General features: G+C 34.5%; 18 protein-coding genes. 8 read left to right on the top strand and 10 right to left on the bottom strand.

Going from position 1 to position 23,824, the window contains the following annotated elements; translation table 11 throughout:
* Positions 1 to 5: 5 nt before the first annotated feature.
* Together tamL and BM371_RS20190 are read left to right on the top strand one after the other, a co-directional pair.
* Positions 6 to 2,357 carry a translocation and assembly module lipoprotein TamL gene (gene tamL / locus BM371_RS20195; RefSeq protein ID WP_034672432.1) on the top strand — a complete coding sequence of 784 codons (2,352 nt, stop codon included), beginning with the start codon at positions 6 to 8 and terminating at the stop codon, positions 2,355 to 2,357.
* Positions 2,358 to 2,651: 294 nt separating this feature from the next.
* Positions 2,652 to 3,584: a YihY/virulence factor BrkB family protein gene (locus BM371_RS20190; protein WP_034672433.1), complete on the top strand. Its 933-nt coding sequence runs from the start codon at positions 2,652 to 2,654 to the stop codon at positions 3,582 to 3,584.
* Positions 3,585 to 3,620: 36 nt separating this feature from the next.
* Here the strand turns inward: BM371_RS20190 and argS are convergent, their stop codons facing one another.
* The 3 genes from argS to BM371_RS20175 form a co-directional block, all read right to left on the bottom strand.
* Positions 3,621 to 5,381 (bottom strand): arginine--tRNA ligase, encoded by a 1,761-nt coding sequence (gene argS, locus BM371_RS20185; RefSeq protein ID WP_034672434.1) that lies wholly within the window; start codon positions 5,379 to 5,381, stop codon positions 3,621 to 3,623.
* Between the two features lie 83 nt (positions 5,382 to 5,464).
* Positions 5,465 to 6,946: a SusD/RagB family nutrient-binding outer membrane lipoprotein gene (locus tag BM371_RS20180; protein ID WP_034672435.1), complete on the bottom strand. Its 1,482-nt coding sequence runs from the start codon at positions 6,944 to 6,946 to the stop codon at positions 5,465 to 5,467.
* A 4-nt stretch (positions 6,947 to 6,950) separates the two neighbouring features.
* On the bottom strand, positions 6,951 to 9,974 hold the full coding sequence (locus BM371_RS20175; RefSeq protein ID WP_034672436.1) for a SusC/RagA family TonB-linked outer membrane protein: 3,024 nt from the start codon (positions 9,972 to 9,974) through the stop codon (positions 6,951 to 6,953).
* 134 nt (positions 9,975 to 10,108) lie between these two features.
* On the opposite strand from BM371_RS20175, the gene BM371_RS20170 reads away from it, so the two are divergent.
* Entirely contained in the window at positions 10,109 to 10,693 is a 585-nt protein-coding gene (locus BM371_RS20170) for a ribonuclease HII (protein ID WP_034672437.1), read from the top strand.
* A 245-nt stretch (positions 10,694 to 10,938) separates the two neighbouring features.
* Here BM371_RS20170 and yidC read toward each other — a convergent pair whose 3' ends face one another.
* From yidC to BM371_RS20150, 4 genes are all read right to left on the bottom strand, one after another.
* Positions 10,939 to 12,762, bottom strand: coding sequence for a membrane protein insertase YidC (gene yidC, locus BM371_RS20165; RefSeq protein ID WP_034672439.1), 1,824 nt, complete (start codon positions 12,760 to 12,762; stop codon positions 10,939 to 10,941).
* A gap of 446 nt (positions 12,763 to 13,208) precedes the next feature.
* Positions 13,209 to 14,816: a CTP synthase gene (locus BM371_RS20160; RefSeq protein WP_034672440.1), complete on the bottom strand. Its 1,608-nt coding sequence runs from the start codon at positions 14,814 to 14,816 to the stop codon at positions 13,209 to 13,211.
* 176 nt (positions 14,817 to 14,992) lie between these two features.
* Entirely contained in the window at positions 14,993 to 15,559 is a 567-nt protein-coding gene (locus tag BM371_RS20155; RefSeq protein ID WP_034672441.1) for a YceI family protein, read from the bottom strand.
* Positions 15,560 to 15,614: 55 nt separating this feature from the next.
* Complete coding sequence (locus tag BM371_RS20150) at positions 15,615 to 16,028, bottom strand: hypothetical protein (protein WP_034672443.1); 414 nt, start codon at positions 16,026 to 16,028, stop codon at positions 15,615 to 15,617.
* A 60-nt stretch (positions 16,029 to 16,088) separates the two neighbouring features.
* Here BM371_RS20150 and radA point away from each other — a divergent pair, with 60 nt between their 5' ends.
* The 3 genes from radA (at position 16,089) to BM371_RS20135 (ending at position 19,713) form a co-directional block, all read left to right on the top strand.
* Positions 16,089 to 17,438 (top strand): DNA repair protein RadA, encoded by a 1,350-nt coding sequence (gene radA, locus BM371_RS20145; RefSeq protein WP_034672444.1) that lies wholly within the window; start codon positions 16,089 to 16,091, stop codon positions 17,436 to 17,438.
* A gap of 58 nt (positions 17,439 to 17,496) precedes the next feature.
* Positions 17,497 to 19,035, top strand: coding sequence for a M12 family metallo-peptidase (locus tag BM371_RS20140; RefSeq protein WP_051882489.1), 1,539 nt, complete (start codon positions 17,497 to 17,499; stop codon positions 19,033 to 19,035).
* Positions 19,036 to 19,119: 84 nt separating this feature from the next.
* Positions 19,120 to 19,713, top strand: coding sequence for an acyl carrier protein phosphodiesterase (locus BM371_RS20135; protein ID WP_034672447.1), 594 nt, complete (start codon positions 19,120 to 19,122; stop codon positions 19,711 to 19,713).
* Position 19,714: 1 nt separating this feature from the next.
* Here BM371_RS20135 and BM371_RS20130 read toward each other — a convergent pair whose 3' ends face one another.
* The 3 genes from BM371_RS20130 to BM371_RS20125 all read right to left on the bottom strand — a co-directional run bounded on the left by BM371_RS20130 (position 19,715) and on the right by BM371_RS20125 (position 20,738).
* Positions 19,715 to 20,215 (bottom strand): DUF6702 family protein, encoded by a 501-nt coding sequence (locus BM371_RS20130; RefSeq protein WP_034672450.1) that lies wholly within the window; start codon positions 20,213 to 20,215, stop codon positions 19,715 to 19,717.
* A 68-nt stretch (positions 20,216 to 20,283) separates the two neighbouring features.
* Complete coding sequence (locus BM371_RS20615; protein ID WP_177225362.1) at positions 20,284 to 20,451, bottom strand: hypothetical protein; 168 nt, start codon at positions 20,449 to 20,451, stop codon at positions 20,284 to 20,286.
* A 38-nt stretch (positions 20,452 to 20,489) separates the two neighbouring features.
* Positions 20,490 to 20,738 carry a hypothetical protein gene (locus tag BM371_RS20125; protein ID WP_034672453.1) on the bottom strand — a complete coding sequence of 83 codons (249 nt, stop codon included), beginning with the start codon at positions 20,736 to 20,738 and terminating at the stop codon, positions 20,490 to 20,492.
* A 66-nt stretch (positions 20,739 to 20,804) separates the two neighbouring features.
* On the opposite strand from BM371_RS20125, the gene BM371_RS20120 reads away from it, so the two are divergent.
* The gene (locus BM371_RS20120; RefSeq protein WP_034672456.1) at positions 20,805 to 21,383 is read left to right on the top strand and encodes a HupE/UreJ family protein; all 579 of its coding nucleotides are present in this window, start codon (positions 20,805 to 20,807) and stop codon (positions 21,381 to 21,383) included.
* A 61-nt stretch (positions 21,384 to 21,444) separates the two neighbouring features.
* Positions 21,445 to 23,823, top strand: coding sequence for a M1 family metallopeptidase (locus tag BM371_RS20115; protein WP_117601809.1), 2,379 nt, complete (start codon positions 21,445 to 21,447; stop codon positions 23,821 to 23,823).
* Position 23,824: the final 1 nt, after the last annotated feature.

Raw genomic sequence — 23,824 nt, 5'->3', positions numbered from 1 at the left:
TACACATGAAAAACAAACTCAACATATACTGTAAATATTTTTTGGTTTCAGGAATTACTGCGACAATCATTTCATGCAGCAACACAAAGTTCCTGAAAGAAGGACAGATGCTGTACACCGGAGCGGAAGTCGAAATTGAAAGCGACTCTTTAAGCAAGAAAGAAAAATCAGAACTTGAATCAGCGATTAAAGAAAATCTTACACCAAAACCAAACTCCTCATTTTTAGGTTTAAGACCAAAACTGTACGCTTACAATGCAACCAAAGAACCCAAAAAAGAAAAAGGGTTGAGATACTGGCTGAAATACAAATTCGGAGAAGAACCGGTTTTGCTGGGGGATGTTGATCGTGAATTCAACAAAGATATTATCGTTAATTATTCCGAAAACAAAGGCTATTTCAACGCAAAAGCAAAATATGATACTGTTTCGAAAAATAAAAAAGCCAAAGTCATTTATACTTTGAATCCTGGTGGAAGATATCTGATCAGTAATGTCAATTTCCCGGCAGATTCTTCAGAGATTAATAAAGAAATTCAGGTTTTAAAAGAAAGAACACGTTTAAAAGCCGGAAACCCTTTTGACCTGGATGTGATTAAAGCAGAAAGACAAAGAATTGACGACGGATTGAAAGACAGAGGTTTCTATTATTTTAATCCGGACAATATTATCGTTCAGGCAGACAGTACGGTGAGCAAGAAAAAAAATGATGTAGAACTTATTGTAAAACTGAAAGATAATACGCCACAATTAGCAAAAGAACAATTTACCATTGATAAAGTGATTGTTTTTCCTAATTATAATCTTCGTGATGTAAAAAGAGGAAAATATAGCGTACCGATGAATCCGGATTCGCTGAAAGGCTACGAATACAATGATATTTATGTTGTTGACCCACAGAAAAAATTCAAACCGAGGGTTTTTGACCGTGCTTTATACTTCGAAAAAGGAGACTTATACAACCGAAAAGACCACAATCTTTCTCTTAATCGTTTAATTAGTTTAGGTGTTTTCAAATTCGTTAAAAATGATTTTGTGGTTTCAGATTCTTTAAATCATAAATTTGATGCCTATTATATTTTAACACCAAGAGAACTTCAGTCATTACGATTGGAAGCTTTGGGAAGAACCAACTCTGCCAATTATGCAGGAAGCGAATTGAATTTAAACTGGACGCAAAGAAATTTCTTTCACGGAGCAGAGCAGTTTAAAGCTTCTGTTTATGGAGCATTCGATGTTCAGATCGGTGGACCCGCCGATGCGGAAAACATTTTTAGAGCCGGAGCCAATGCGCAGCTTTCGATTCCGAGAATTGTAGCGCCGTTCCGTTTTAATTCTTCAAGTGCTTTTGTTCCGAGAACAAATATTAAACTCGGTTATGAATTTCAGAACAGAACCACTTTATATACTTTAAATACATTTAATGCATCCTTTGGTTACCAATGGAAAGAAAATGTGAGAAAAGAGCACGAGCTGAATGTGATTGATGTTTCGTTGATTCGTCCAGCGGATGTAACTCCAAAGTTTGATTCATTAGCTTTTAATAATCCTTATCTTCAAAGAATTACTGACCGACAGTTAATTTTCGGACCGACGTATTCCTACACTTATTCCACCACCATGCTTCCGAGAAAAAATACATTCTATTATAAAGGAATGCTGGATCTGGCGGGAAATATTACAGGATTGGTAACCGGAGCGAATGTAAAAGAAGGAAAAGAAAAAAATATTTTTGGAATTCCGTTTAGCCAATATGCTAAAATCGAAAATGATGTACGCTTTTACCATAAATTTACAGAGAAAACATCTTTAGCTACCCGATTAATTGCCGGTGTTGCTGTGCCATATGGAAACTCGAAGTACATTCCTTTTGCACGACAGTTCTTCGTAGGTGGAAGTAACAGTATCCGAGCATTCCGCGCAAGAACTTTGGGACCTGGAAGTTATGATCCAAGAACTGATACTTCAACAAGAGCAATTTTTGATCAAGCGGGAGACGTAAAACTTGAAATGAATGCTGAGTATAGAGCCAATTTATTTAAGTTTTTAAATGTTGCCGCATTCGTGGATGCCGGAAATATTTGGTTAATCAACGACGAATTCGATGATAACGGTAAAAACCTCAGACCAGGCGGAAAATTCTCTAAAGAATTTTTAAGCGAAATCGCCGTTGGAGCCGGAGTTGGTTTACGATTAGATTTCTCAATTTTAATTTTAAGACTCGATTTGGCAATGCCATTAAGAGTTCCTTACTATGAAAAAGGCGACCGATGGGCATTTGACAGGATCAATTTCGGAGATTCGGGCTGGAGAAGAGATAATCTGATCTTGAATATTGCAATCGGATATCCGTTTTAGATAGCCTTTGGTAATTGACTTTTTACCTATGCCGAAAATCAAAACAATATTATCAACATCAATAGGAACGGGCTTTAGCCCGTTTTTATTTTAACAAAACTCATACGTCTTTAGCCAAAACATATTTCTGGTTATCTTTTAATTAAAAATTAAACAAATTACTTGATTTTGTATTCTCAAATTTACTTTAAGGAATAATCTTTGTGTTAAATCCTAGAAACAATAATATTTCTTCATTTCATATTGAAGAAAATATAATAATTCAACCAAATCACTCACATTAATATTTCTACCATGCTAAAAGAACTAAAATTTTTCTGGGAGACCGTCAAAGAAACCTTTACTGAATGGAATAATTCTTCCGCCTCCAATGATTCTGCAAGTCTGGCGTATTATGCCATTTTTTCAATTCCGGGTTTACTCATCATCATCATCTGGATTGCCGGATATTTTTTTGGTGAAGAAGCCATTCGAGGACAAATCAGCACCCAGATTATCGGATTGATGGGACATGACGTTGCCAAAAGTATTCAGGATATGATTGCCGGTGCATTGATCGATAAAGAAAATATTTTTATGAAAATTGTCGGGGTCGGTTCATTGGTGTATGGTTCCACTACTCTGTTCTTCCAGTTACAAAAATCTTTGAATAATCTTTGGGAAGTGGAAGCTGCTCCCAAAAAAGCATTGGTGAAATTTCTTTTAGATCGAGCCAATTCTTTAGGAATGATCCTTATTTTAGGTTTTTTACTGATGATTACCATGGTTTTGTCTTCCCTGATCAGCCTCTTTAATAATTTCATCACCACCTATTTCGGATTGGAAACCTATCTAATTGTTGAAATCATCAATTTTGCCGTTGGCTTTGCCGTCGTTGTAGTATTATTTGCATTAATGTTTAAAGTGCTTCCTGATGCAGAAATCAGCTGGAAATCCGTTTGGAAAGGTGCAATGCTTACGGCTTTTCTTTTCACTTTAGGTAAATTTTTGCTGAGTCTTTACTTTAATCAGTTTAAACCAACCTCAGCATTCGGAACTGCCGGAACCGTGATTTTAATTATGATGTGGATCAATTATTCGTGCATGCTGATCTTTTTCGGAGCTGAGTTTACCAAAGTGTATACCTATAAAAAAGGATATAGGATTGTTCCTTCAAAACACGCAAAATGGAGCAGTGCGAAATTATATAGAGACAGCCAGGTTCAAAGCGAAGCGCCTAAAGTTTAAAATAAAATCCTCCCGAATTATCAGGAGGATTTTATTTTACATTCTGTTTACTGTCCCTATTCCCAGTAAACTTAACGATTTTTGTATTGTTCTTGCTGTGAGATTTGATAAATTCAAACGGAACTGTTTCAAATTTTCATCCTCAAGTTTTAAAATAATATTGCTTTGATAGAATGAATTATACGATTTCACTAAATCGTAAAGATAATTTGCAACCAATGCCGGACTTAATAATTCTGCAGCTTTTTCAACAACAGCCTTGTAATTTGCCAGATGCATGATCAACTCTTTCTCATACTGGTTTAATTCTACATCAGCAATTTCTTTATTAAGATAATTGGCTTTCATCAACAACGATTGAATACGAGCATAGGTATATAAAATAAATGGCCCCGTATTTCCATTAAAATCGATACTTTCTTCAGGATTGAAAAGCATTTTTTTCTTAGGATCAACTTTCAGCATGAAGTATTTCAGCGCTCCCATTCCTACATTTTCGTAGTTTGCGTTTTTTTCTTCTTCAGTTAGGTTTTCTAATTTTCCTAATTCTTCCGATTTTTCTTTTGCAATATTGTGCATTTCCTGCATCAGATCATCCGCATCTACAACCGTACCTTCACGGGATTTCATTTTTCCGTTTGGAAGCTCAACCATTCCATAAGATAGGTGATACAACTGATCCGCCCAAGAATATCCAAGCTTTCCTAAAATTTTAAATAAAACCTGAAAGTGATAATCCTGTTCGTTTCCTACTGTGTAGATTAACTTCTGAATATTATTTTCTTTAAAACGCTCTACCGCCGTTCCCAAATCCTGGGTCATATATACCGAAGTTCCATCCGAACGAAGTAATAATTTTTGGTCTAAACCTTCCTCCGTTAAATCACACCACACCGAGCCATCTTCTTTCTGATACAAAACGCCTTTATCCAAACCTTCCTGAATAAGGTCTTTCCCTAAAATATAGGTATTGCTCTCATATTGAACCTGATCGAAATTCACTCCCAATCTGTTATAGGTTTGATTGAAACCATCATACACCCAAGAATTCATTTCAGCCCAGAGATTTCTTACTTTTTCGTCTCCGTTTTCCCAATCCAAAAGCATTTGCTGAGCCTCTTTCATTGAAGGCGCATCTTTTTTAGCCTGATCTTCAGAAATTCCCTGCTCCATTAAAGCAGCAATCTCTTTTTTGTATTCCTGATCGAATTTTACATAATAATTTCCTACAAACTTATCACCCTTGATTTGATTCGTTTCCGGAGTTTCGCCTTTACCAAATTTCTCCCAAGCCAACATCGACTTGCAAATGTGAATTCCTCTGTCATTAATAATCTGAGCTTTCACGACATCATATCCTGCTTCTTCAAGAATCTGAGCCACAGAAAAACCTAGTAGATTATTTCTGATGTGACCTAAGTGAAGTGGTTTATTCGTATTTGGGGAAGAATATTCCACCATTACGGTTGCATTTTTCTTTTCAATTGTTGAAAACTGATCGGTAACCGTTTTAAACTGATCAACAAAAAATTGATTTTTAACTTTTACATTTAAAAAACCTTTTACTACATTGAAACTTTCGAGTAATTCGGTTTGCTCGGTCAAAGCTTCCCCCAGCTCTACGCCAATACTTTCAGGATTTTTTTTCAATTGTTTTACCAAAGGAAAGGTCACAATGGTAAAATCACCTTCAAACTCAGTTTTATTCTCCTGAATTTCAAGGTTTATATCTTTTAGCTGATAGACATTAAGAATAACATCCGCCAGTTTTTGTTCTATGATATCTTTAATATTCATTATTCTTCTTTGAACTGCAAATATACGGAAATAAAAAAACCGCACTAAGGCGGTTTAATATGAATGTTAAAAGAAGTTGTGCATTAATTGATGTCCCAAAAGACTTTTGTGGTAAGCTTATCGCCTCCGATTGCTGAAGAAGCGGATTGATAATTTGCTCCATTAATATTAGGTTCTGTAGATGGATACGTTAATCTTACAGGAATTTCTCCTTCCGCAATAGGATATGCACTTGCAGGTGCAACAATACCCGGAAAATCTAAACGTCTAAAAAATGTCCAAGATTCAAAACCTCTATTATACATAGCAATCCACGCTTGATTTCCGATTTTTTCCTTCCAAGTTCCAGTTGCTGTGCCGTAATTAACACTGGACTGATTATAGTAAGCAGTAGCATCAGTGTTATTAATCCCCCAAAAAGTAAGTGAAGCTTTAACAGCGCTTTCGTAATGTGTTGCAGCAGAGCCTACAGAATATCCTCTTTCAGCTGCCTCTGCTAATATAAAATTGATTTCTGCAGCATCAATAAGTACTCCTGGTAAGTTTGGCTCTTTTATTTTATCACCAATATGAGAGTAAGAATCATTATATGGTAATAAATTCTGATAACCATAATTTCCTCCTACAAAAGTATTGGTAGTACCATTCAGAGGTGTAAAGTATATTGGTCTTCTAGGATCACTCAATGAATTAAGCTTATCTACAAAAACAGATGCAGGAACAAAGTCATTTCTGTTACTTTGTACCAACTCTTCATGGATAAGATTGTAATTTGGAGCAAAAGTATTGTACGTAAGCAATGCATTATTTGTATTACTTTCAATCACTCCCGCTGCATATGCTTGTTCTATACTTGATTTTGCAAGACTATTATTAACGTCAGCCATATTAATTGCAATTTTTACTTTCAATGAATTTGCAAATAATTTCCATTTAGAAACATCTCCAGCATACACCAAATCCTGATTTGGAGTTATTGATCCGTAACCTGTGTCCATTTGAGCAATTGCTGCGTTTAATCTTGTAATAAGCTGCGGATAAATTGCTGCATCATCATCATATTTTGGTAATGGTGTATTTACAATATCTAATGATTGAGAATAAGGAACATCTCCAAAGCTATCTACTAAAACCTGATACGTATATACCATTAAAACTTCAATAATAGCAACTCTGTTTTGCTGAATTTTATTCCATTCAATTTCAGACATTAAAGCTGGTTTACTTTCTGACAAAATATTCTCTTTTGCCTTCTTAAAATTCCCAAGAGCTTCCGCATAAAGATTATCCCAATGATTATCGGGAATATTTCTTGTAGTCAAATCGTATCTAGATTCTGCACGATACGTAGTTGCCGCCCAATATTGTGAAAAATAGCGAAATACATTTAAATTTACACTTGGCGTAGTAAGCTGATCTACTAATTCTTTTTGTGCATTGGCAAAGAAATACTCTCCAGAAGCTTCATAAGCTTTAAGAGAATCATCATTATAAATATCATCTTCACTAGCACAAGAAGTGACTAAAGCTGAGACTGCAAATATTGATAAAAAAAACTTTTTCATAATTCTAAAAATTAACTTTTACATTAAACGATATGGTTCTAACTGTAGGCATTACCCCCGACTGATAACCCTGCACATTACCTCCTGAAGATCCTGCTTCTGGATCAGCCATCGGAAGGTTTTTATGAATAATCCAAAGATTATTTCCTAAAAGACTAAAAGAGGCAGATCTTATCACTGTACCTTCAAAAATTCTATTTGGAAGTGTGTAAGTAATGGAAGCTTCTCTTAGCTTGACATATGAGCCATCATATACAAAAGCTTTTTCAGGATTAATCGAACCAAAAATACCTGTAGAATAACTACCATCAATTCTAATATCATTTGGAGTTCCATCTTCCTTAACTCCCGGTAATATCGTTCCACCACCTTGATCTAAGGTGTTACGAATAGGATTGCCTAAATCATTTAAACCAACCGTATTAGGATATAAGCCTGTCTCTTGTCCGTACATCTGGTCTAATGAAAAAACATCACCACCTTTTCGTATATCAATTAAAAAGCCTACGGAAAAGTTTTTATATTTAAATGTATTTGAAATTCCACCTAACCAATCTGCCTGAATATTACCCAAAACCTGATCATTTTTCAATAAATAATACCCATCTTCACCTACAACCTTATTTCCGTTAGCATCATAAACGAAATCTGTTCCACGTATAGTTCCATAAGCTTCTCCTACTGTTGCATTTAAAGAAGTATGTTGGAAATTCGCCAATTGAAGATTGGTTCTTCCCTCATCCAGATAAATAAGCTTATTTCTGTTTCTAGACCAGTTTACATTAACATTCCAAGAAAAATTTTCTGTTTTGATAGGAGTACCACTTAAAGCGACCTCAATACCTTTGTTTTCCAAATCTCCCGCATTAATCATTTTAAATAAATATTGTGATGCCGCAGTAGTTGGAACAGAAAAAATTTGATCCGTACTATTGGTTTTATAAACTGAAACATCTAAGCCTAATCTATTTTTAAACATTTGCAATTCAATACCAGCTTCCCAAGATTTTGTAATTTCTGGTCTAAGTTGTGAAAAATCCAAATAAGTATTTGAAAGATCAAACAATGCAGCATCAGTTATAGCCCCTCTATTATTTAGCCATCCAAATCGCCCAGGTTCAGGGTCATTACCAACTTCGGCATAATTCAATCTGAACTTACCTAAATTAAGCCAAGGTTGTTTGATCAATTCCGAGAAAATAAAGCTAGTTCCTAAAGCCCAATAACCATAGCCTCCATTTGATGAAGGCAACGCCGTAGATTTATCATAACGGTAAGACCCTTCTAAAAATAGTGTTCTGTCATAATCGAACGATGCTTGTCCGTAAACACCTGATTTTTTATATTCTATATCTGTTTCGATTGGTGCAATAAAGGTTTTAGAGTTTTGTAAAGCATAGAATCCTGGCTTTAAAAGCCCACCGGTAGTAGATGCATTGAAAGCTTCAATATCTCTTTTAATGAAATTATAACCTCCCGTCAGTTTTCCAGTAACTTTTTCACCAACTTTCAAGTCATATGTAGCAATAAAATCGTAATTCTGTTGCATAAAATCTCGTGTGAAAATTTCGTATCCGGAAGATTGATTTGTTTGTGAAAGCCCAAATTCTTCAGCGTGACTTCCTACAGCTTTTCTTATTTCCTGCTTGTCTCTCGAGTAATCAATACCCACTCTTGCTAACAAATTCAAATTTTTAGTAATTTCATAGCTAAGAGATCCACCTGTTAAAAATCTTCTTCTGGTGTCAGATTCATAGTTTTCATATCTGCTCCAGTAAGGATTGTCCCAAAAGTTTGGTGCTAAATTTCCATCTGTAGGGCTTATCATATTCCAGGTAGCATTTTTTTTCGTTCTGAAATATTGCTCTCTTAAATCTAAAACATCAACATTTGTTGCCCACCATTGTCTAAAACCACCGATGATGTTATCACCATATCCTACATTATTTCTACCAACGGTACTCTGATTAGTAAAGGTCATAAAAGCATTAGCCTTTAGTTTACTCGAAAGGTCATATGAATAATTTCCGGTTATGGTATTTTTGTTCAAAGAACTGTTTGGAAGAATACCTGTTTCATAATTATTTGTGTATCCGAAATTATATGTTGATCTATCAGTTCCTCCATTCAATGCGATACTATTAATGATAGAGTATGCTTTTTTAAAAAATTTAGTGGGATCATTTTTTGCAGCTACCCATGGTGTTGCCTTTTGATAATTTGGATGGCCTTCAATAAAAGCATCCCAATTATATACTAAAATACTAGGATTAAAAGCATTTCCGTATGAAGCATCATCTCCGGTAGAAGCAATTAATCCATCATCAATTCCATCACCATTAATATCTCCCATATATGAGCTATCTTCTCCTCCATATCCCTGGCCGTAGTCTTTTTGATATTCTGCAAATGTAGACTTGTCAAAAGTTCCTACAGAAACGGTAGAACTATATGAAATACCTAATCCTGAATTTTTCTTTCCTTTTTTTGTGGTTATCATGATAGCTCCATTCGCAGCCAAACTACCATAAAGAGCTGTTGCTGCTGCGCCTTTAAGAACGTTTACAGATTCAATATTGTTAGGATCAATATCCGATGCCGCGTTTCCGAAGTCAAATCCGTCGCGCCCATTTTTAGCGTCGTTCGTATTAAGATTAGCATTACTTATAGGTATACCATCTACAACAATTAACGCTTGATTATTACCAGTTATGGATTTAATACCTCTCATTACAATATTTGTAGATCCTCCAAAATTGGAATTCATTTTAACATCTAACCCGGCGACTTTACCAGATAGATTATTCAAAAAATTGTTTGTAGGAGATGAATTTACTTGACCAGCGTTTAATTGCTGTGAAGAGTAGCCTAAGGATTTTTTCTCTCTTTTAATTCCGAGTGCAGTAACGACCACACCCTCTATTTCCTGTGTTTTTAAAGTATCTCCTGGCTTTGTTTCTTGCGCATTGGCAACCACAAATGAGGAGGACAGTACTAAAATTAGCACACCTGCTGTTAATTTCTTCATATTAATATTAATTTTGTATGAACAAAGTTGTAAAAAGTTCTTTTATGAAACTGTTAAAATTTAAAAAAATTATTATTTTTAACATAACATTTGGACTTTTACCTCATTTTTGAAAAGACAAACTGTTAAAATTTATGGATTTACTAAAAAAATGGTCAGAAAATTACATCGAAGCGGGATGTGATGAGGTGGGAAGAGGTTGTTTGAGCGGACCTGTTGTGGCAGCAGCTGTAATTTTAGACGAAAAATTTGAGCAAAATCTCGTAAATGATTCCAAAAAACTGAACTTTAAAACCAGGATGGATCTTGATCTTTATATCAAAGAAAATGTAAAATGTTTCGCCATTGCAGAACTTCCTCCTGCGTTTATTGATGAACATAATATACTAAACGCCAGCATTCATGCAATGCACAGAGCTTTAGATCAATTAATCATAAGACCTGAACTTATTTTGGTAGATGGCAATAAATTTCATCCATACAATTTTATTCCGCACCAATGTATTATTAAAGGTGATTCAAAACTTTTATCAATTGCGGCTGCTTCCATTTTAGCAAAAAATTATCGTGACAAGCTCATGATAGAACTGCACGAAGAACATCCCGAATATGGATGGAATACTAACTTTGGTTATGCTACAAAAAAACATCAGGAAGCTCTGATAAAGCATGGTATAACAAAATATCACAGACTTTCTTTCAGGCTTAAGTATGATTAAAAAAATATCAAAAATAAATTATCATGTTAAGAATAGTTCATATTTAAATTTAAAACGATTCTAAATAACAGCTTACTTGTATAAATAATTTAAGTAAAAAATTGGTTATCTGAAATTTACAAATAGATTTTATATTCTTTATTTAAAAATTAATAAAATGAAATTCTGCCTGCTCTCATCAAAATGGCAAAAAAAAAGAGAAGCTACATTAGCTTCTCTTTCTATTTATATATTACAATGAATATTTATTTCTTTTTATTTCTCTGCTGCTCTTGTGTTTTTTGTTGCTCCTGAGCTTTCTCCATCATTTCTCTCATTCGTTTCTGGAACTTCCCTTCAGCTTTTGGCTTTTCTTTATTCGCCTGAATCTGTGCGTGAATTTTCTTCTCATCCAGAATCACATATTTAATGACAAGAATAATCAAAATATTAATCGCATTCGATACAAAATAATACCAAGATAAACCTGATGCAGAAGTATTCAGGAAGAATAAGAAGGTGATCGGGAAAATATACATGATCACTTTCATATTTGGCATACCTTCCTGTTGTGGCTGCTGCATATTTCCTGAAGTCATTACCGTATAAATCAAGATTACAACTGTACAAGCTAATGCAAAAACACTTAAATGGTCTCCTAAGAAAGGAATTTTAAATGGTAATTTAATCAAATCATCATAAGCGGTCAAATCTTTAGCAAACCAGAAACCTTGCCCTCTCAAGTCGATAAAATTCGGAAAGAATCTGAATAATGCATAGAAAATAGGAATCTGTACCAGCGCCGGAAGACATCCCGCCATCTGATTGACACCTGCTTTTCTGTAGATTTCCATAGTTGCCTGCTGCTTTTTCATAGGATCTGCATCCTTGAATTTAGCATTCGCTTCATCAATTTCAGGACGAATTACTTTCATCATGGCACTCAATTTATGCTGTTTATACATAATTGGTGACAAGATTAATTTCACAATAATCGTCATTAAGAAAATTACCCATCCTGCAGATATTCCCCATCCTGCGATAATACTGTATAACCACATGAAGAAATAACGGTTCATTGCTCCGATGAAAGACCAACCTAACGGAAGAATTTCGTCAAAGTTTTTATCGTAAGATTTTAATAATGGTAAATCTAATGGCATAAAGTACCACGTGAAATCCTGATTAAACTCTCCTCCGTTCATGGCAACAAAACCTTCGAAGTTTAATTTTTTCAGATATTCACCTTCTTCAATGGCCTCCTGATTTCCTTTACTTTGCGTGAAACCTGCCTTAGATTCAATTACAGAAGAGAAAAATTGCTGTTTTACACCGATCCAGTTAAGCGTTTCTTTATCTTCCTCCATTGTCGTTCTTCCATCATAATCATAATCCTTATAATTATTAAAAGCATAAGAAAATTCTGAATGCGACTGTTCCTGAGCTCTACCCTTTTCCAGATTTCTCACCTGATAATCCCAGATAAAATCTGCCTTATTATCAGAAGTTACATTAGATAAACCTTGAGTTCTTACTTTAAAATCTAAAGTATACTGATCTTTAAGCTCAGCTTTCGGGTTATTATTTAAAGTATAAATAAACTGAATCGTTGCTCCGTTATAATTTGCAGTGAGCGTTGCAACATTTCCGTTAACCACCGGAGAGAACACCAAATTTTTGGTATTAACTATTTTTCCTGTTTTATCTTTAAACTGAAAACCGTAGCTCGAATTGTTTTTAGTAATTAAATTAAGCGGAAGATCTGCCTTATCGGTTTTGTGGTCGTAAGCTTTATATTTTAAAAGCTCTACTTTTGAAACCTGCCCTCCCAAACTTGAGAACTCAAGCTTCAGTTCGTTGTTTGCCAAATTGGAAACCTGAATCGAATTCGGAGTTACATTGGGGTTGATATTGGCTGCCGGAGTAGGCGTTACTGCTTTCTTCGCCTGTTCTGTTTTCTGTTGTTCAGCTTTTACTTTTTCTTCTTCAGCGCTATTTCTTTGGAAATAAAACATGAATCCGAAAAGAACCAAACATAAAACCGCAAAACTGATAATCTGACTTTTATCGAGTCCGTTGTTCTGTTGCATTTTATTTTTATTAAAATTTTTAAATATTTATTTTAAAACATTTCAAATAATTTTAAACTAAAAGCCTGAAATTATCCGAAACATCAAGAAAAATAAGCTGTAAAGATTTATTAAGAAATATCTAAAGATATTTTTAAGTATACCATCTTAAAATTCGCTTGCGAATTCTTAATAATTCTTCTATTCTTAATGCCTTAATGTTTTAAAAACTAAAACATAATTACATTTATAGTATTCCTATATTTTAGAGTCGACAAAAATACTGTTTTTTTATCAAAACTCTATACTATAATGTGTTACTATATAATAAACTCAGGCTGAGAATAATCAGTCTGAGTTTATCTATGACGTTTGTAATTTCAGAATTACTTTATTTTCAAACCTTATAGGTTTTTGAAACTTATAAGGTTTCGCAAAACTATAAATCTATCAATTTAATTTTACAATTATTTCGAAGTACAAGCTTTTATAAAGGCTCTGAACAAAGGATGCGGTGTTGCAACCGTACTCTTATATTCAGGGTGATATTGTACCCCGACATAGAACGGATGATCCGGCATTTCTAATGCTTCTACCAATCCTGTTTCCGGGTTTGTACCTGTTGCTAAAAAGCCGTTTTTCTCGAATTCTCCGACATAATCACTATTGAATTCATATCTGTGACGGTGTCTTTCGGTAATATTTTTTGAACCGTAGATATCGTTTAGTTTTGAACCGTTCTTCAAAGAACATTTCCACGCTCCAAGACGCATTGTTCCACCTTTATCTACCACATTTTTCTGCTCTTCCATTAAAGAAATTACAGGATGTTCCGTAGAAGTATCAAATTCCATTGAGTTGGCTTTAGAATATCCTAAGACGTTTCTTGCGAATTCAACCGTCATGATCTGCATTCCCAGACAAATTCCCAACATTGGAACTTTATTTTCTCTTGCATATTGAGCGGTAAGCACTTTACCTTCAATTCCTCTGTCGCCAAAACCTGGTGCTACCAAAATACCAGAAACTCCTTCTAAGGATTCTTTGATATTTTCTTTAGTTAAATCTCCACTGTAAACCCATCTTACTTTTACTTCCGTTTCAAGATCTGCACCTGCATGTTTAAAAGCTTCGGCGATTGAAATATAAGAGTCCTGAAGAGAAACATATTTTCCGACCAATGCGATTTCAACAGATTTTTTAGGATTCTGGAATTTTTTAAGGAATGTTTTCCAGTCTTTAAGATCAGCTTCTTTGTCACTTTTCAGATCTAATTCTTTAAGAACTACATCATCAAAGTTTTGTTTCTGAAGGTACATCGGAACTTCATAGATGGTTTCCAAATCTTTACATTCAATCACATTATCCAAAGGAACGTTACAGAACTGAGCCAGTTTTGCTCTTTGATCTTTAGGAATTTTGTGCTCTGTACGGCAAACCAAAACATCCGCCATAATTCCGCTTTCCATTAACTGACGAACAGAATGCTGAGAAGGTTTTGTTTTTAATTCTCCACTTGAAGCCAAATATGGCAATAAAGTAAGGTGGATTACCATAGAGTTTTTCTCGCCCAATTCCCACTTCAACTGACGAACAGTTTCGATGTAAGGCAAAGATTCAATATCTCCCACAGTTCCGCCGATCTCTGTAATAATGATATCGTAATTCTGTTTCGATAAGATTTTAATTCTACGTTTGATTTCGTTCGTAATATGAGGAATTACCTGAACTGTTTTTCCAAGGAAATCTCCTTTTCTTTCTTTTTCGATGACAGTCTGGTAGATTTTTCCTGTCGTAACGTTGTTGTTTTGAGAAGTCGGCGCATCAAGATAGCGCTCGTAGTGACCTAAATCCAGATCCGTCTCCGCACCATCTTCGGTTACATAACATTCTCCGTGCTCATAAGGATTCAAAGTTCCCGGATCGATATTGATATAAGGATCAAGTTTTTGGATGGTTACATTGAAGCCGCGTGATTTTAGCAGAAGTCCCAGAGAAGCAGAAACGATTCCCTTTCCCAAAGATGAAGTCACACCTCCTGTCACAAAGATGTACTTTGTATTCTTTTTACTCATTAGATTAGGTTTGTGCAAAGTTAGGGGAAAAAGAAATGCAAAGCAATTTTGTTATCATTTTAAATTCTGAATTTAATTTAATTTTAATTGAAACACCAAGTATTTAAAAGAAAAAAGGCTTCCCAAAAAAACTTCGAGAAACCTTTACCTAAACCAAATTATATATATGAAAATTATTATTTCACTAATTCAAAAAACAAATTAACCTCAACATCTTTTCCAATCCCTGCTCCTGTCGGATCAAATTTAATATTATAATCTAAACGGTTAACCGTAAACTTCGCCTGAAAACCAGCAACCTCTTTTCCCTGTTGGTTTTTTGTAACCCCACCAAAAGTTACCGGAATACTTACTTCTTTAGTAACGTCTTTTATAGTCAATTTACCTTTCAAAGTATAAGTATTATTTTTACCTTTTATTAAAGAACTGCTTTCAAACTGCATAGCTGGGAATTTTTCAGCATCAAAGAAATCTGCGCTTTTCAAATGCTTATCTCTCGGCTCCACTCCCGTATTAATAGATTCAGTTTGAACTGAAAAGTTAAATTTAGCATTATCTAAAGTAGCTCCCGGCGTAGAAACTGTTCCTTCAAATTTATCAAACCTGCCCTGCACAAAGCTGATCCCCATATGCTTGATATTGAAATTCACAGATGAATGCATAGGATCTACTGTCCAAGTAGATTGTGCAAAAGTGATCATGCTTACAAAAGCAAAAACAAAACTTAGTATTATTTTTTTCATTTCTTTTTTAAATTATATTACAAATGTATGCAGCGTTTCTTAATGAATCATTGATCTATGATAAGTTCTTATTTTTGGATGAAATTATTTTCATATAAAATAAATGAGTAAAGAACATCAGAAAAAATACTAGTCCTGAAATTCCATACATCATTATCATTAAAAGATTTTCATTTGTAGAATCTGAAAAATACAAGAATGGATTATTCCCTGAAATTAGTATGAAAAACAAATATATAATCTCAAACAGAATTGCAATCTTCAATATAGAGCCATAACTTCTTTTAAAAATAATTACTGTTACCAAACCTATTCCTGTTATAATCGAACACATGATAAGAATAAATATAGAATACATTCCAAAACTCCCTCCCGGTAATTTCAAAAGCTTAACAGTCGATTCCGTAAACTGAGTATGCAAAAGCGACATGACTACAAAAATCATCAAACTCAAAAAAATATTTTTCATAACTGAAAATTAATCAAAAATTGAAAAGAAATATTCAAAAAAAATTTTGAAATTCGCAGTATGGCAAAACTCAAAACAGCATATTTCTGTCAGAACTGCGGTTCGCAATATCCACAATGGACCGGGCAATGTAAAAACTGCGGCGAATGGAATACTTTAGTAGAAGAAGTTTTAGAAAAAACCTCATCCAAAACACCTCCATTTTCTAAATCAAAACAGCATGTTATTAATATTATTGAGGTTGAAGCGATTGAAGAACCGAGAATAAAAACTCCCTCGGATGAACTCAACAGAGTTTTAGGTGGTGGAATTGTTTTAGGTTCCGTCACATTAATTGGTGGTGAACCGGGAATAGGGAAATCAACATTACTTTTGCAGCTTGCCTTGAAAATGAAAAAGAGAATTTTTTATGTTTCAGGAGAAGAAAGTGCTTCACAGATTAAAATGAGAGCCGACCGTTTAGCCGAAATTAAAAACCCGAACTGTTTTCTTTATACAGAAACTTCGCTGGAAAAAATTCTTCACGAAGCAAAAAAATTAGAGCCTGATTTTGTCATTATCGATTCTATTCAGACCTTACAGTCACAGTTGATAGAAAGTTCTCCCGGAACCGTTTCGCAAATCCGTGAATGTTCCAATGAAATTATTAAATATGCCAAAGAAAACAATGTTCCTGTATTTTTAGTCGGTCATATCACAAAAGACGGCCAAATTGCAGGCCCGAAAGTTTTAGAACACATGGTTGATGTTGTTTTGAATTTTGACGGGGACAGAAACCATCTTTTCAGGTTGCTAAGAGCCAATAAAAACCGTTTTGGTTCAACCTCAGAAATCGGCATCTATGAAATGATTTCGCAGGGTTTAAAGGAAATTAAAAACCCTTCTGAAATTTTAATTACTAAAAAATCTGAAGAACTTTCCGGAAATTCCGTTGCCGTAACTTTAGAAGGAAACCGACCGATGCTTTTAGAAATCCAGGCTCTGGTAAGTACGGCAGTTTACGGAACTCCGCAGAGAAGCTGCACCGGTTTCGATTCAAAAAGGCTGAATATGTTATTGGCTGTCCTTGAAAAACGTGCAGGTTTTCAATTGGGCGCAAAAGATGTTTTCCTCAATATTACAGGCGGAATTAAGACTGATGATCCTGCTCTGGATCTTGCTGTTGTTGCCTCTATTCTTTCTTCCAATGAAGATATTGCCATTTCCGAGCATTATTGCTTTGCCGGAGAAATTGGTTTAAGCGGAGAAATCCGTCCCATTGCACAAGCCGAACAAAGAATTACGGAAGCCGAAAAACTGGGTTATGAGAAAATTTTCATTTCTAATTTAAATAAACTTCCAAAGAAAAAGTTCGGAATCAAGATTGAAGAAGTGAGCAAAGTAGAGGATTTTCATGAAAGACTTTTTTAATTAAATTGATATTAAAAACTTTATATTTACAAAACAAAACTCTTAACCTCACATGATTATGAAAAATAGCATTATTCTTTTTATGTTATTTTGCAGCATTACCTTTTTTGCTCAGAACAAAATATTTCAGAATACGATTAATGAAAATAATCTCGAAGAGCAGCAAAAACTTAATAAAAATTTAGCGTCGACTTATATGCTGACGAAATATTATACTCAATCTTTATTTAATATAAAATCTGATCTTGAAATAAATTTACCCAGCGACAGAATCATCAAGGCAAAATTTTCAAAGTCTTTTCTGTATAGCAACAAATCTGAATCTTCTGTTTTCACTATCGAAAACGAACCAAAATCTGAACTTGTTCTTTCAAAGGCAGAAAACGCAATTACGGGGATGTACACATCAGTTTCAGGAGAAAAAATAATTTTCCATCAGCTTGACAGCAATCTGTTTGCAGTTTCGGTAGTAAGTGAATCAGCTTTAATCAATAAAGATGCAACAACAGATTTCATTTTGAACGAATCTTCTGTTTCACAAAAGGTTAATTCTAATATTTGCTTAGAATCTACTGCAATTTGCCCTGCAACCACCATTGATGTACTAATTGTTTACACTTCTGCAGCAAGAGCATCTTGGGGCGGTGTTGCACAAAGCAACTCTTTTGTAGCAACGGCAATTACAAATTTTAATACGGCGCTGATTAATTCCGGCGTTACAAACACTTCCATTAATCTTGTATATTCGGGGGAGATCATTTATACAGAGTCAGGAGATATTTATACAGACTTACCAAGATTCAGAAATAATAATGATGGATTCATGGATGATGTTCATAGCTTAAGAACCACATACGGAGCCGATCTTTGTGCTCTTGTTACCTCTACCCCCACCAACATTTGCGGGTTAGGATATTTGAACTCTAACCCGACTAACTATACAGCCAACAGTGCGTTTACCGTAACATTATTCAATTGTGTTGTTTCCAATTACAGTTTAGCGCACGAAATGGGGCACAATATGGGACTTAATCACGACTGGTATGTTTCATCTTCTACAACGCCTTGTGAAAATCATCACGGATACATCAACCAGACATCAATAAGTTTAGGAACTTCAAGCTTGCCTTCGCAACGATGGAGAACAATCATGGCGTATAATAATGAGTGTGCAGACTCCGGATTTTCTTGTACAAGAATAAACAGATGGGCGAATCCGAATGTAAATTTCAATTCTGAACCTACCGGAATTGCAACGGGAAACATCAATCCTTCAAATGAAGCCTTTGGTTTTGCTCGTTTTGCCTGTGTCGTTTCTCAATTTATGCCGACTGCCAATCTGGGAACGTTTGAAATAAAAAATCAGAATATCACAGATTTTACTGTATTTCCGAATCCTGCAAAAGATGAAATCAATATATGGATTAAAAATGATGAAATTTATTCTTTCAAAGTAATCAATGCTTTAGGACAGATCGTTCTAACGACTGATAAAAAAAGTATTAATCTGCAAGGTTTGCCTTCAGGAGAATATTTTCTGAGTGTTTATTCGGATAAAAATTCTTTAGTAGGTAGTAAAAAGTTTATTAAAAAATAAAAATATTTACTTTAAAATTGTAAATTAATCCTCCTTAAAAATAATTTCGGAGGATTTTTTTGTTTTTAAATTCTAAATTGCAGTATGAACTATCTCGCCCACTCGTTTCTCTCTTTTTCTGACGGACAAATTGTCGGACAGTTTTTGGAAGACTTCATCCGAAACAAAGAACGTTTTTCTTTTCCGAAAGAAATTCAGGACGGAATTACGATGCACCGAGCAATTGATACGTTTACCGATTCTCATCCTGCAATTCATGAAGCAAAAAAAGTTTTCAGTCCGCTTGTGAGATTATATGCAGGAGCTTTTGTAGATGTTTCGATGGATTATTTTCTGGCAACCGATTTTTCTTTAAACTCATTAAAAGGCTGGAAAGAACATTCATTAAAAGTGTACCGTGTTTTGAATGAAAACAAGCAATTTCTTCCTGAAAACTTCAAAAAAATGCTTGCAAAAATGGAACACGACGACTGGCTATTCAATTATCGTGAAGATTGGGGAATTAAATTCAGCATTCAGAATGTTTTGAATAAGGCGAAATATTTAGATAAAGACATTCCTGTTTTTCAGGCATTTTTAGACAACAAAGACATTTTGCAGAAATGTTATGATGATTTTTTTCCTGATTTATTAGCACATGCAAAAGCAGAAAATGTATTTTTACAATTAGAAAAATAGCTTAAAATTGCTGATATAAATATCTATTGGGATACGTTAGTTTTTCACTTTTCCTTTCTCCATCAACAATAATATGAACGATGTTGATCTGATCATCAAACAGATTGTATAAAAAACTTACGGCAGCTTCAATTTTTTTCGGATTTGAGACAGATTCAGATTCTAAATAAACATTTACAGACTCACTGTCTTCTTCATAGCCGACAAAGTTGATTTTAAGAAACTGATTATTGGTTTTCAGCTTAAAATATTCTGAACTGTAATTTTTTAAAGCCTCGTTAAGTTGAGGTTTGTATTTCGGATCATTAAAATGAAAAGGCTTACCATATTTTTTGGATAATCCGTTTTCTAAATCATCAAGAAAAAACCTTCCGGTAATCTCAAAATTTTTAGATTTTGAATTGTAATTCATTTCTACCGAACCAACATGATAAGGATGTTTTTTGCTGAATGAAGCCATCACAAATAAGGAAATAATAAAGAAGACAAAATATTTTTTCATTTCAGTAAATCAATAATTTTTCGGGATCTTGTCTCATATCAAAGAATAGAAGAATACGTATTTTGTTTTCATTTTCTTTTCTGAAATACATTCTTACGTGTTTTTTTGCCGATTAATGCAGAACGAATATCTTTTGAATATCTTTGAAATTGATTAAACTTTCCATTCTTCAAATCTAAAGTCACTTTATTCACATCCTGAAGTAAACTCACGATTTGTTTGTTAGTCCAAGTCATTTCAAGAAACTCTATTTGATTTCTTAAAGTAAGCTGAGCTATTTTTGAGAATTCAATCTGCATATTTCTTCGTCAACATATTTAAGAAATTGTTCTTCAGAAACCATATCTTTCTCTTCAAGACGATCTGCATAATCTGCAAGTTTATCAATAAACCATTTTGGCGTTCCATCTTCATAAAATTCTTCCTCTTGCACAGAAACAGATTTCACTCCTTTTAGTTTTTCTAAAAGTTGCTTGATAAACGCAAAATCCTCAGAATTTTCAAGTTCTATATTCACAATCATGACATCGAAATTTATACAAAGTTAAAATAAATTTTGTATCATCGCATTTCCTTAAAATTATTAGAAATGCAGGATTTTTTATTCTATCTGAATCTCGGTTGGGAACATATTATCTCATTGGACGCTTTGGATCATCAACTTTTTGTGCTGGCTTTAATTGCTATTTATTCTTATTCCGATTGGAAGAAAATTTTGGTTTTGGTAACAGCTTTTACGATTGGACACTCGGTAACTTTAGCCTTAAGCATTTTAGATGTCGTAAGAGTTCCTTCTGCATGGGTAGAATTTCTGATTCCTTTGACGATTGTTTTAACTTCACTTGGTAATATTTTAATGAAAAGTAAGAAGCAGTCACAAAATAACATCAATTATTATTTAGCCTTATTTTTTGGCTTGATCCATGGGATGGGTTTTGCCAATACTGCAAGAGTGATGATCGCCAAAAGTCAGAGCATCGCATTGCCGCTTTTAGGGTTTAATATTGGCTTGGAAGTCGGGCAAATTGTGATTGTTCTTGGTATTTTAGTTTTACTTTTTGTCCTTTTAAATATATTTAAAGTCAACAAAAAAGACTGGGTTTTATTTGTGTCATCGGGAGTTTTTGCGCTTTCATTAAAAATGACCTTAGAACGACTTCCATTCTAAAAAAATCTGATATATTTTCAACGACTTATTATTATATTTGAATATTATTAAATCATCCGAAATGAAATTTACAATTTCTGCACTTTCAGTTCTTTTTTTTACAGGCGTTTTTGCCCAAAACATTCAGAATAATCCGGGAAGCAATCACGGAAACCGTTTTGAGCAGCTGGGAACAATTCTCCCGACTCCGAATGTTTACAGAACAGCTTCCGGAGCTCCTGGACAAGCGTATTGGCAGAACAGAGCAGATTATGACATCGTGGCATATCTTGATGAAGATAAAAGAAATTTGAAAGGTTCAGAAACGGTAACCTATCACAACAATTCTCCGGATGATTTGGATTATATCTGGCTTCAATTAGACGAAAACCAACAGTCGACGGTAAAAAAAGCAGATTATCAGTTCTCTTCTACCCTGCCAAAATCTTTAAATGACGAGCAAGTGAAAGTTTCAGAATTGCCTGTAAAAGATAATGGATATGGTGTAAATCTTGAAAAAGTGACGGATGCTTCAGGAAATCCTTTGAAATACACGGTCAATAAAACGATGATGCGTATTGATCTGCCTAAAGTTTTAAAAAAAGGTGAAAAATTCATTTTCAAAATCGATTGGAATTACAATATTCCCAACCGAATAAAAATGGGAGGTCGTGGCGGTTATGAAAATTTTGCTGAAGACGGAAACGACCTTTACACAATTACCCAATGGTTTCCGAGAATGTGTGTCTACAGTGATTTTGAAGGATGGCAAAATCATCAGTTTACAGGAAGAGGGGAATTTGCTTTAGTTTTCGGAAATTATAAAGTCTCGATAAATGTTCCTGCAGACCATGTGATCGGAGGAACAGGAGAATGTAAAAATTATGAACAGGTTTTAAGTTCAGAACAATTAGCGAGATATAAAAAAGCTCAGACTTCAAACGAACCTGTAGAAATTGTCACTTTGGATGAAGCTAAAAAAGCAGAAAAAAATCATTCAAAACAAAGAAAAACATGGGTTTTTGAGGCAAAAGATGTAAGAGATTTTGCCTGGACGGCTTCAAGGAAGTTTGTTTGGGACGCAATGGGTGTTACCATCCCTGAAAACAATAATAAAGTAATGGCAATGAGTTTCTATCCTAAAGAAGCTTATGGTTTGTACAGAAAATATTCTACGAAAGCAGTTGCGCATACGATAAAAACATATTCTGAATTTACGATTCCTTATCCTTATCCGGTGGCGCAGTCTGTGGAAGCTTCCAATGGGATGGAATATCCGATGATCTGCTTCAATTTCGGAAGAACGGAAAAAGACGGAACGTATTCCGAAGGGGTGAAAAACGGGATGATAGGAGTAATCATTCATGAGGTAGGGCACAACTTTTTCCCGATGATCATCAATTCAGACGAAAGACAATGGAGCTGGATGGATGAAGGATTAAACACATTTACCGAATATTTAACGGAAGAAAAATGGGATAACAAATTCCCTTCAAAACGTGGTCCGGCCTGGACGATCGTTGATTACATGAAACTCCCGAAAGATCAATTGGAACCCATCATGAGCAATTCTGAAAATATTATTCAGTTTGGTCCGAATGCTTATGCAAAACCGGCGACAGGTTTAAATATTCTTCGGGAAACGATTATGGGAAGAGAACTTTTCGATAAAGCTTTTAAAACCTATTCTAAAAGATGGGCATTCAAACATCCTGAACCCGCAGATTTTTTCAGGACAATGGAAGATGCAAGTGGTGAGGATCTCGACTGGTTCTGGAGAGGATGGTTCTACGGAACAGATCCTGTAGATATTTCCATTGATAAAGTAACCGTTGCCAATCCTGATTTTGAAGTTACAGCTTCTTCAACCGAAGAAAAATATAAAGTTGAAAAACCTTTGCAAAATGAGTTTGAAGACATTTCGAAAATCAGAAATAAAGAAGATAAAACAATTAATTTCGAAGTAGAAAAAGACAAAGATCTTCAGGATTTTTATTACCGTTATGACCGAGGTCAGGAGAAAGTTGACACCAATAAAGAATATTCTTTAAAGTCTGAACCAAATGCTGCTTTAGACAAAAAAGAACAGGAGAAATTCAAAAATATTAATGCTTATCAAATTGATTTTGTGAACAAAGGCGGATTAGTGATGCCTATTATCCTTGAGTTTACCTTTGAAGACGGTTCAAAATTACGAGATAGAACTTCAGCCCAAATCTGGAGACACAACGAAAAGAAAGTTTCGAAGACTTTTTATTTCGATAAAAAATTAAAATCAATTCAGCTTGACCCGATGAGAGAAACGGCGGACATTAATACATCAAACAATTTCTGGAACAACGACGGCGGCTCTTCCGAAACTTCAAAATTCCAGGTATTTAAAGAAAAACAGAAAGCCACAGTAAGAGGCGGCGCCAACGGAAAGGTAAATCCGATGCAGGCTGCAGGAAAGAAAAACTAAA

Origin of the sequence: Chryseobacterium formosense, assembly GCF_900116415.1 — a bacterium.
Taxonomy (GTDB): Bacteria; Bacteroidota; Bacteroidia; order Flavobacteriales; family Weeksellaceae; genus Chryseobacterium; species Chryseobacterium formosense.
Note: the sequence above shows the minus strand (reverse complement) of the source record. Positions and strands in the feature narration are given on the sequence as shown.

Coding starts and splice junctions, on each gene's coding strand:
- tamL (WP_034672432.1), top strand. CDS start 6: ATGAAAAACAAACTCAACATATACTGTAAATATTTTTTGGTTTCAGGA.
- BM371_RS20190 (WP_034672433.1), top strand. CDS start 2,652: ATGCTAAAAGAACTAAAATTTTTCTGGGAGACCGTCAAAGAAACCTTT.
- argS (WP_034672434.1), bottom strand. CDS start 5,381: ATGAATATTAAAGATATCATAGAACAAAAACTGGCGGATGTTATTCTT.
- BM371_RS20180 (WP_034672435.1), bottom strand. CDS start 6,946: ATGAAAAAGTTTTTTTTATCAATATTTGCAGTCTCAGCTTTAGTCACT.
- BM371_RS20175 (WP_034672436.1), bottom strand. CDS start 9,974: ATGAAGAAATTAACAGCAGGTGTGCTAATTTTAGTACTGTCCTCCTCA.
- BM371_RS20170 (WP_034672437.1), top strand. CDS start 10,109: ATGGATTTACTAAAAAAATGGTCAGAAAATTACATCGAAGCGGGATGT.
- yidC (WP_034672439.1), bottom strand. CDS start 12,762: ATGCAACAGAACAACGGACTCGATAAAAGTCAGATTATCAGTTTTGCG.
- BM371_RS20160 (WP_034672440.1), bottom strand. CDS start 14,816: ATGAGTAAAAAGAATACAAAGTACATCTTTGTGACAGGAGGTGTGACT.
- BM371_RS20155 (WP_034672441.1), bottom strand. CDS start 15,559: ATGAAAAAAATAATACTAAGTTTTGTTTTTGCTTTTGTAAGCATGATC.
- BM371_RS20150 (WP_034672443.1), bottom strand. CDS start 16,028: ATGAAAAATATTTTTTTGAGTTTGATGATTTTTGTAGTCATGTCGCTT.
- radA (WP_034672444.1), top strand. CDS start 16,089: ATGGCAAAACTCAAAACAGCATATTTCTGTCAGAACTGCGGTTCGCAA.
- BM371_RS20140 (WP_051882489.1), top strand. CDS start 17,497: ATGAAAAATAGCATTATTCTTTTTATGTTATTTTGCAGCATTACCTTT.
- BM371_RS20135 (WP_034672447.1), top strand. CDS start 19,120: ATGAACTATCTCGCCCACTCGTTTCTCTCTTTTTCTGACGGACAAATT.
- BM371_RS20130 (WP_034672450.1), bottom strand. CDS start 20,215: ATGAAAAAATATTTTGTCTTCTTTATTATTTCCTTATTTGTGATGGCT.
- BM371_RS20615 (WP_177225362.1), bottom strand. CDS start 20,451: ATGACTTGGACTAACAAACAAATCGTGAGTTTACTTCAGGATGTGAAT.
- BM371_RS20125 (WP_034672453.1), bottom strand. CDS start 20,738: ATGATTGTGAATATAGAACTTGAAAATTCTGAGGATTTTGCGTTTATC.
- BM371_RS20120 (WP_034672456.1), top strand. CDS start 20,805: ATGCAGGATTTTTTATTCTATCTGAATCTCGGTTGGGAACATATTATC.
- BM371_RS20115 (WP_117601809.1), top strand. CDS start 21,445: ATGAAATTTACAATTTCTGCACTTTCAGTTCTTTTTTTTACAGGCGTT.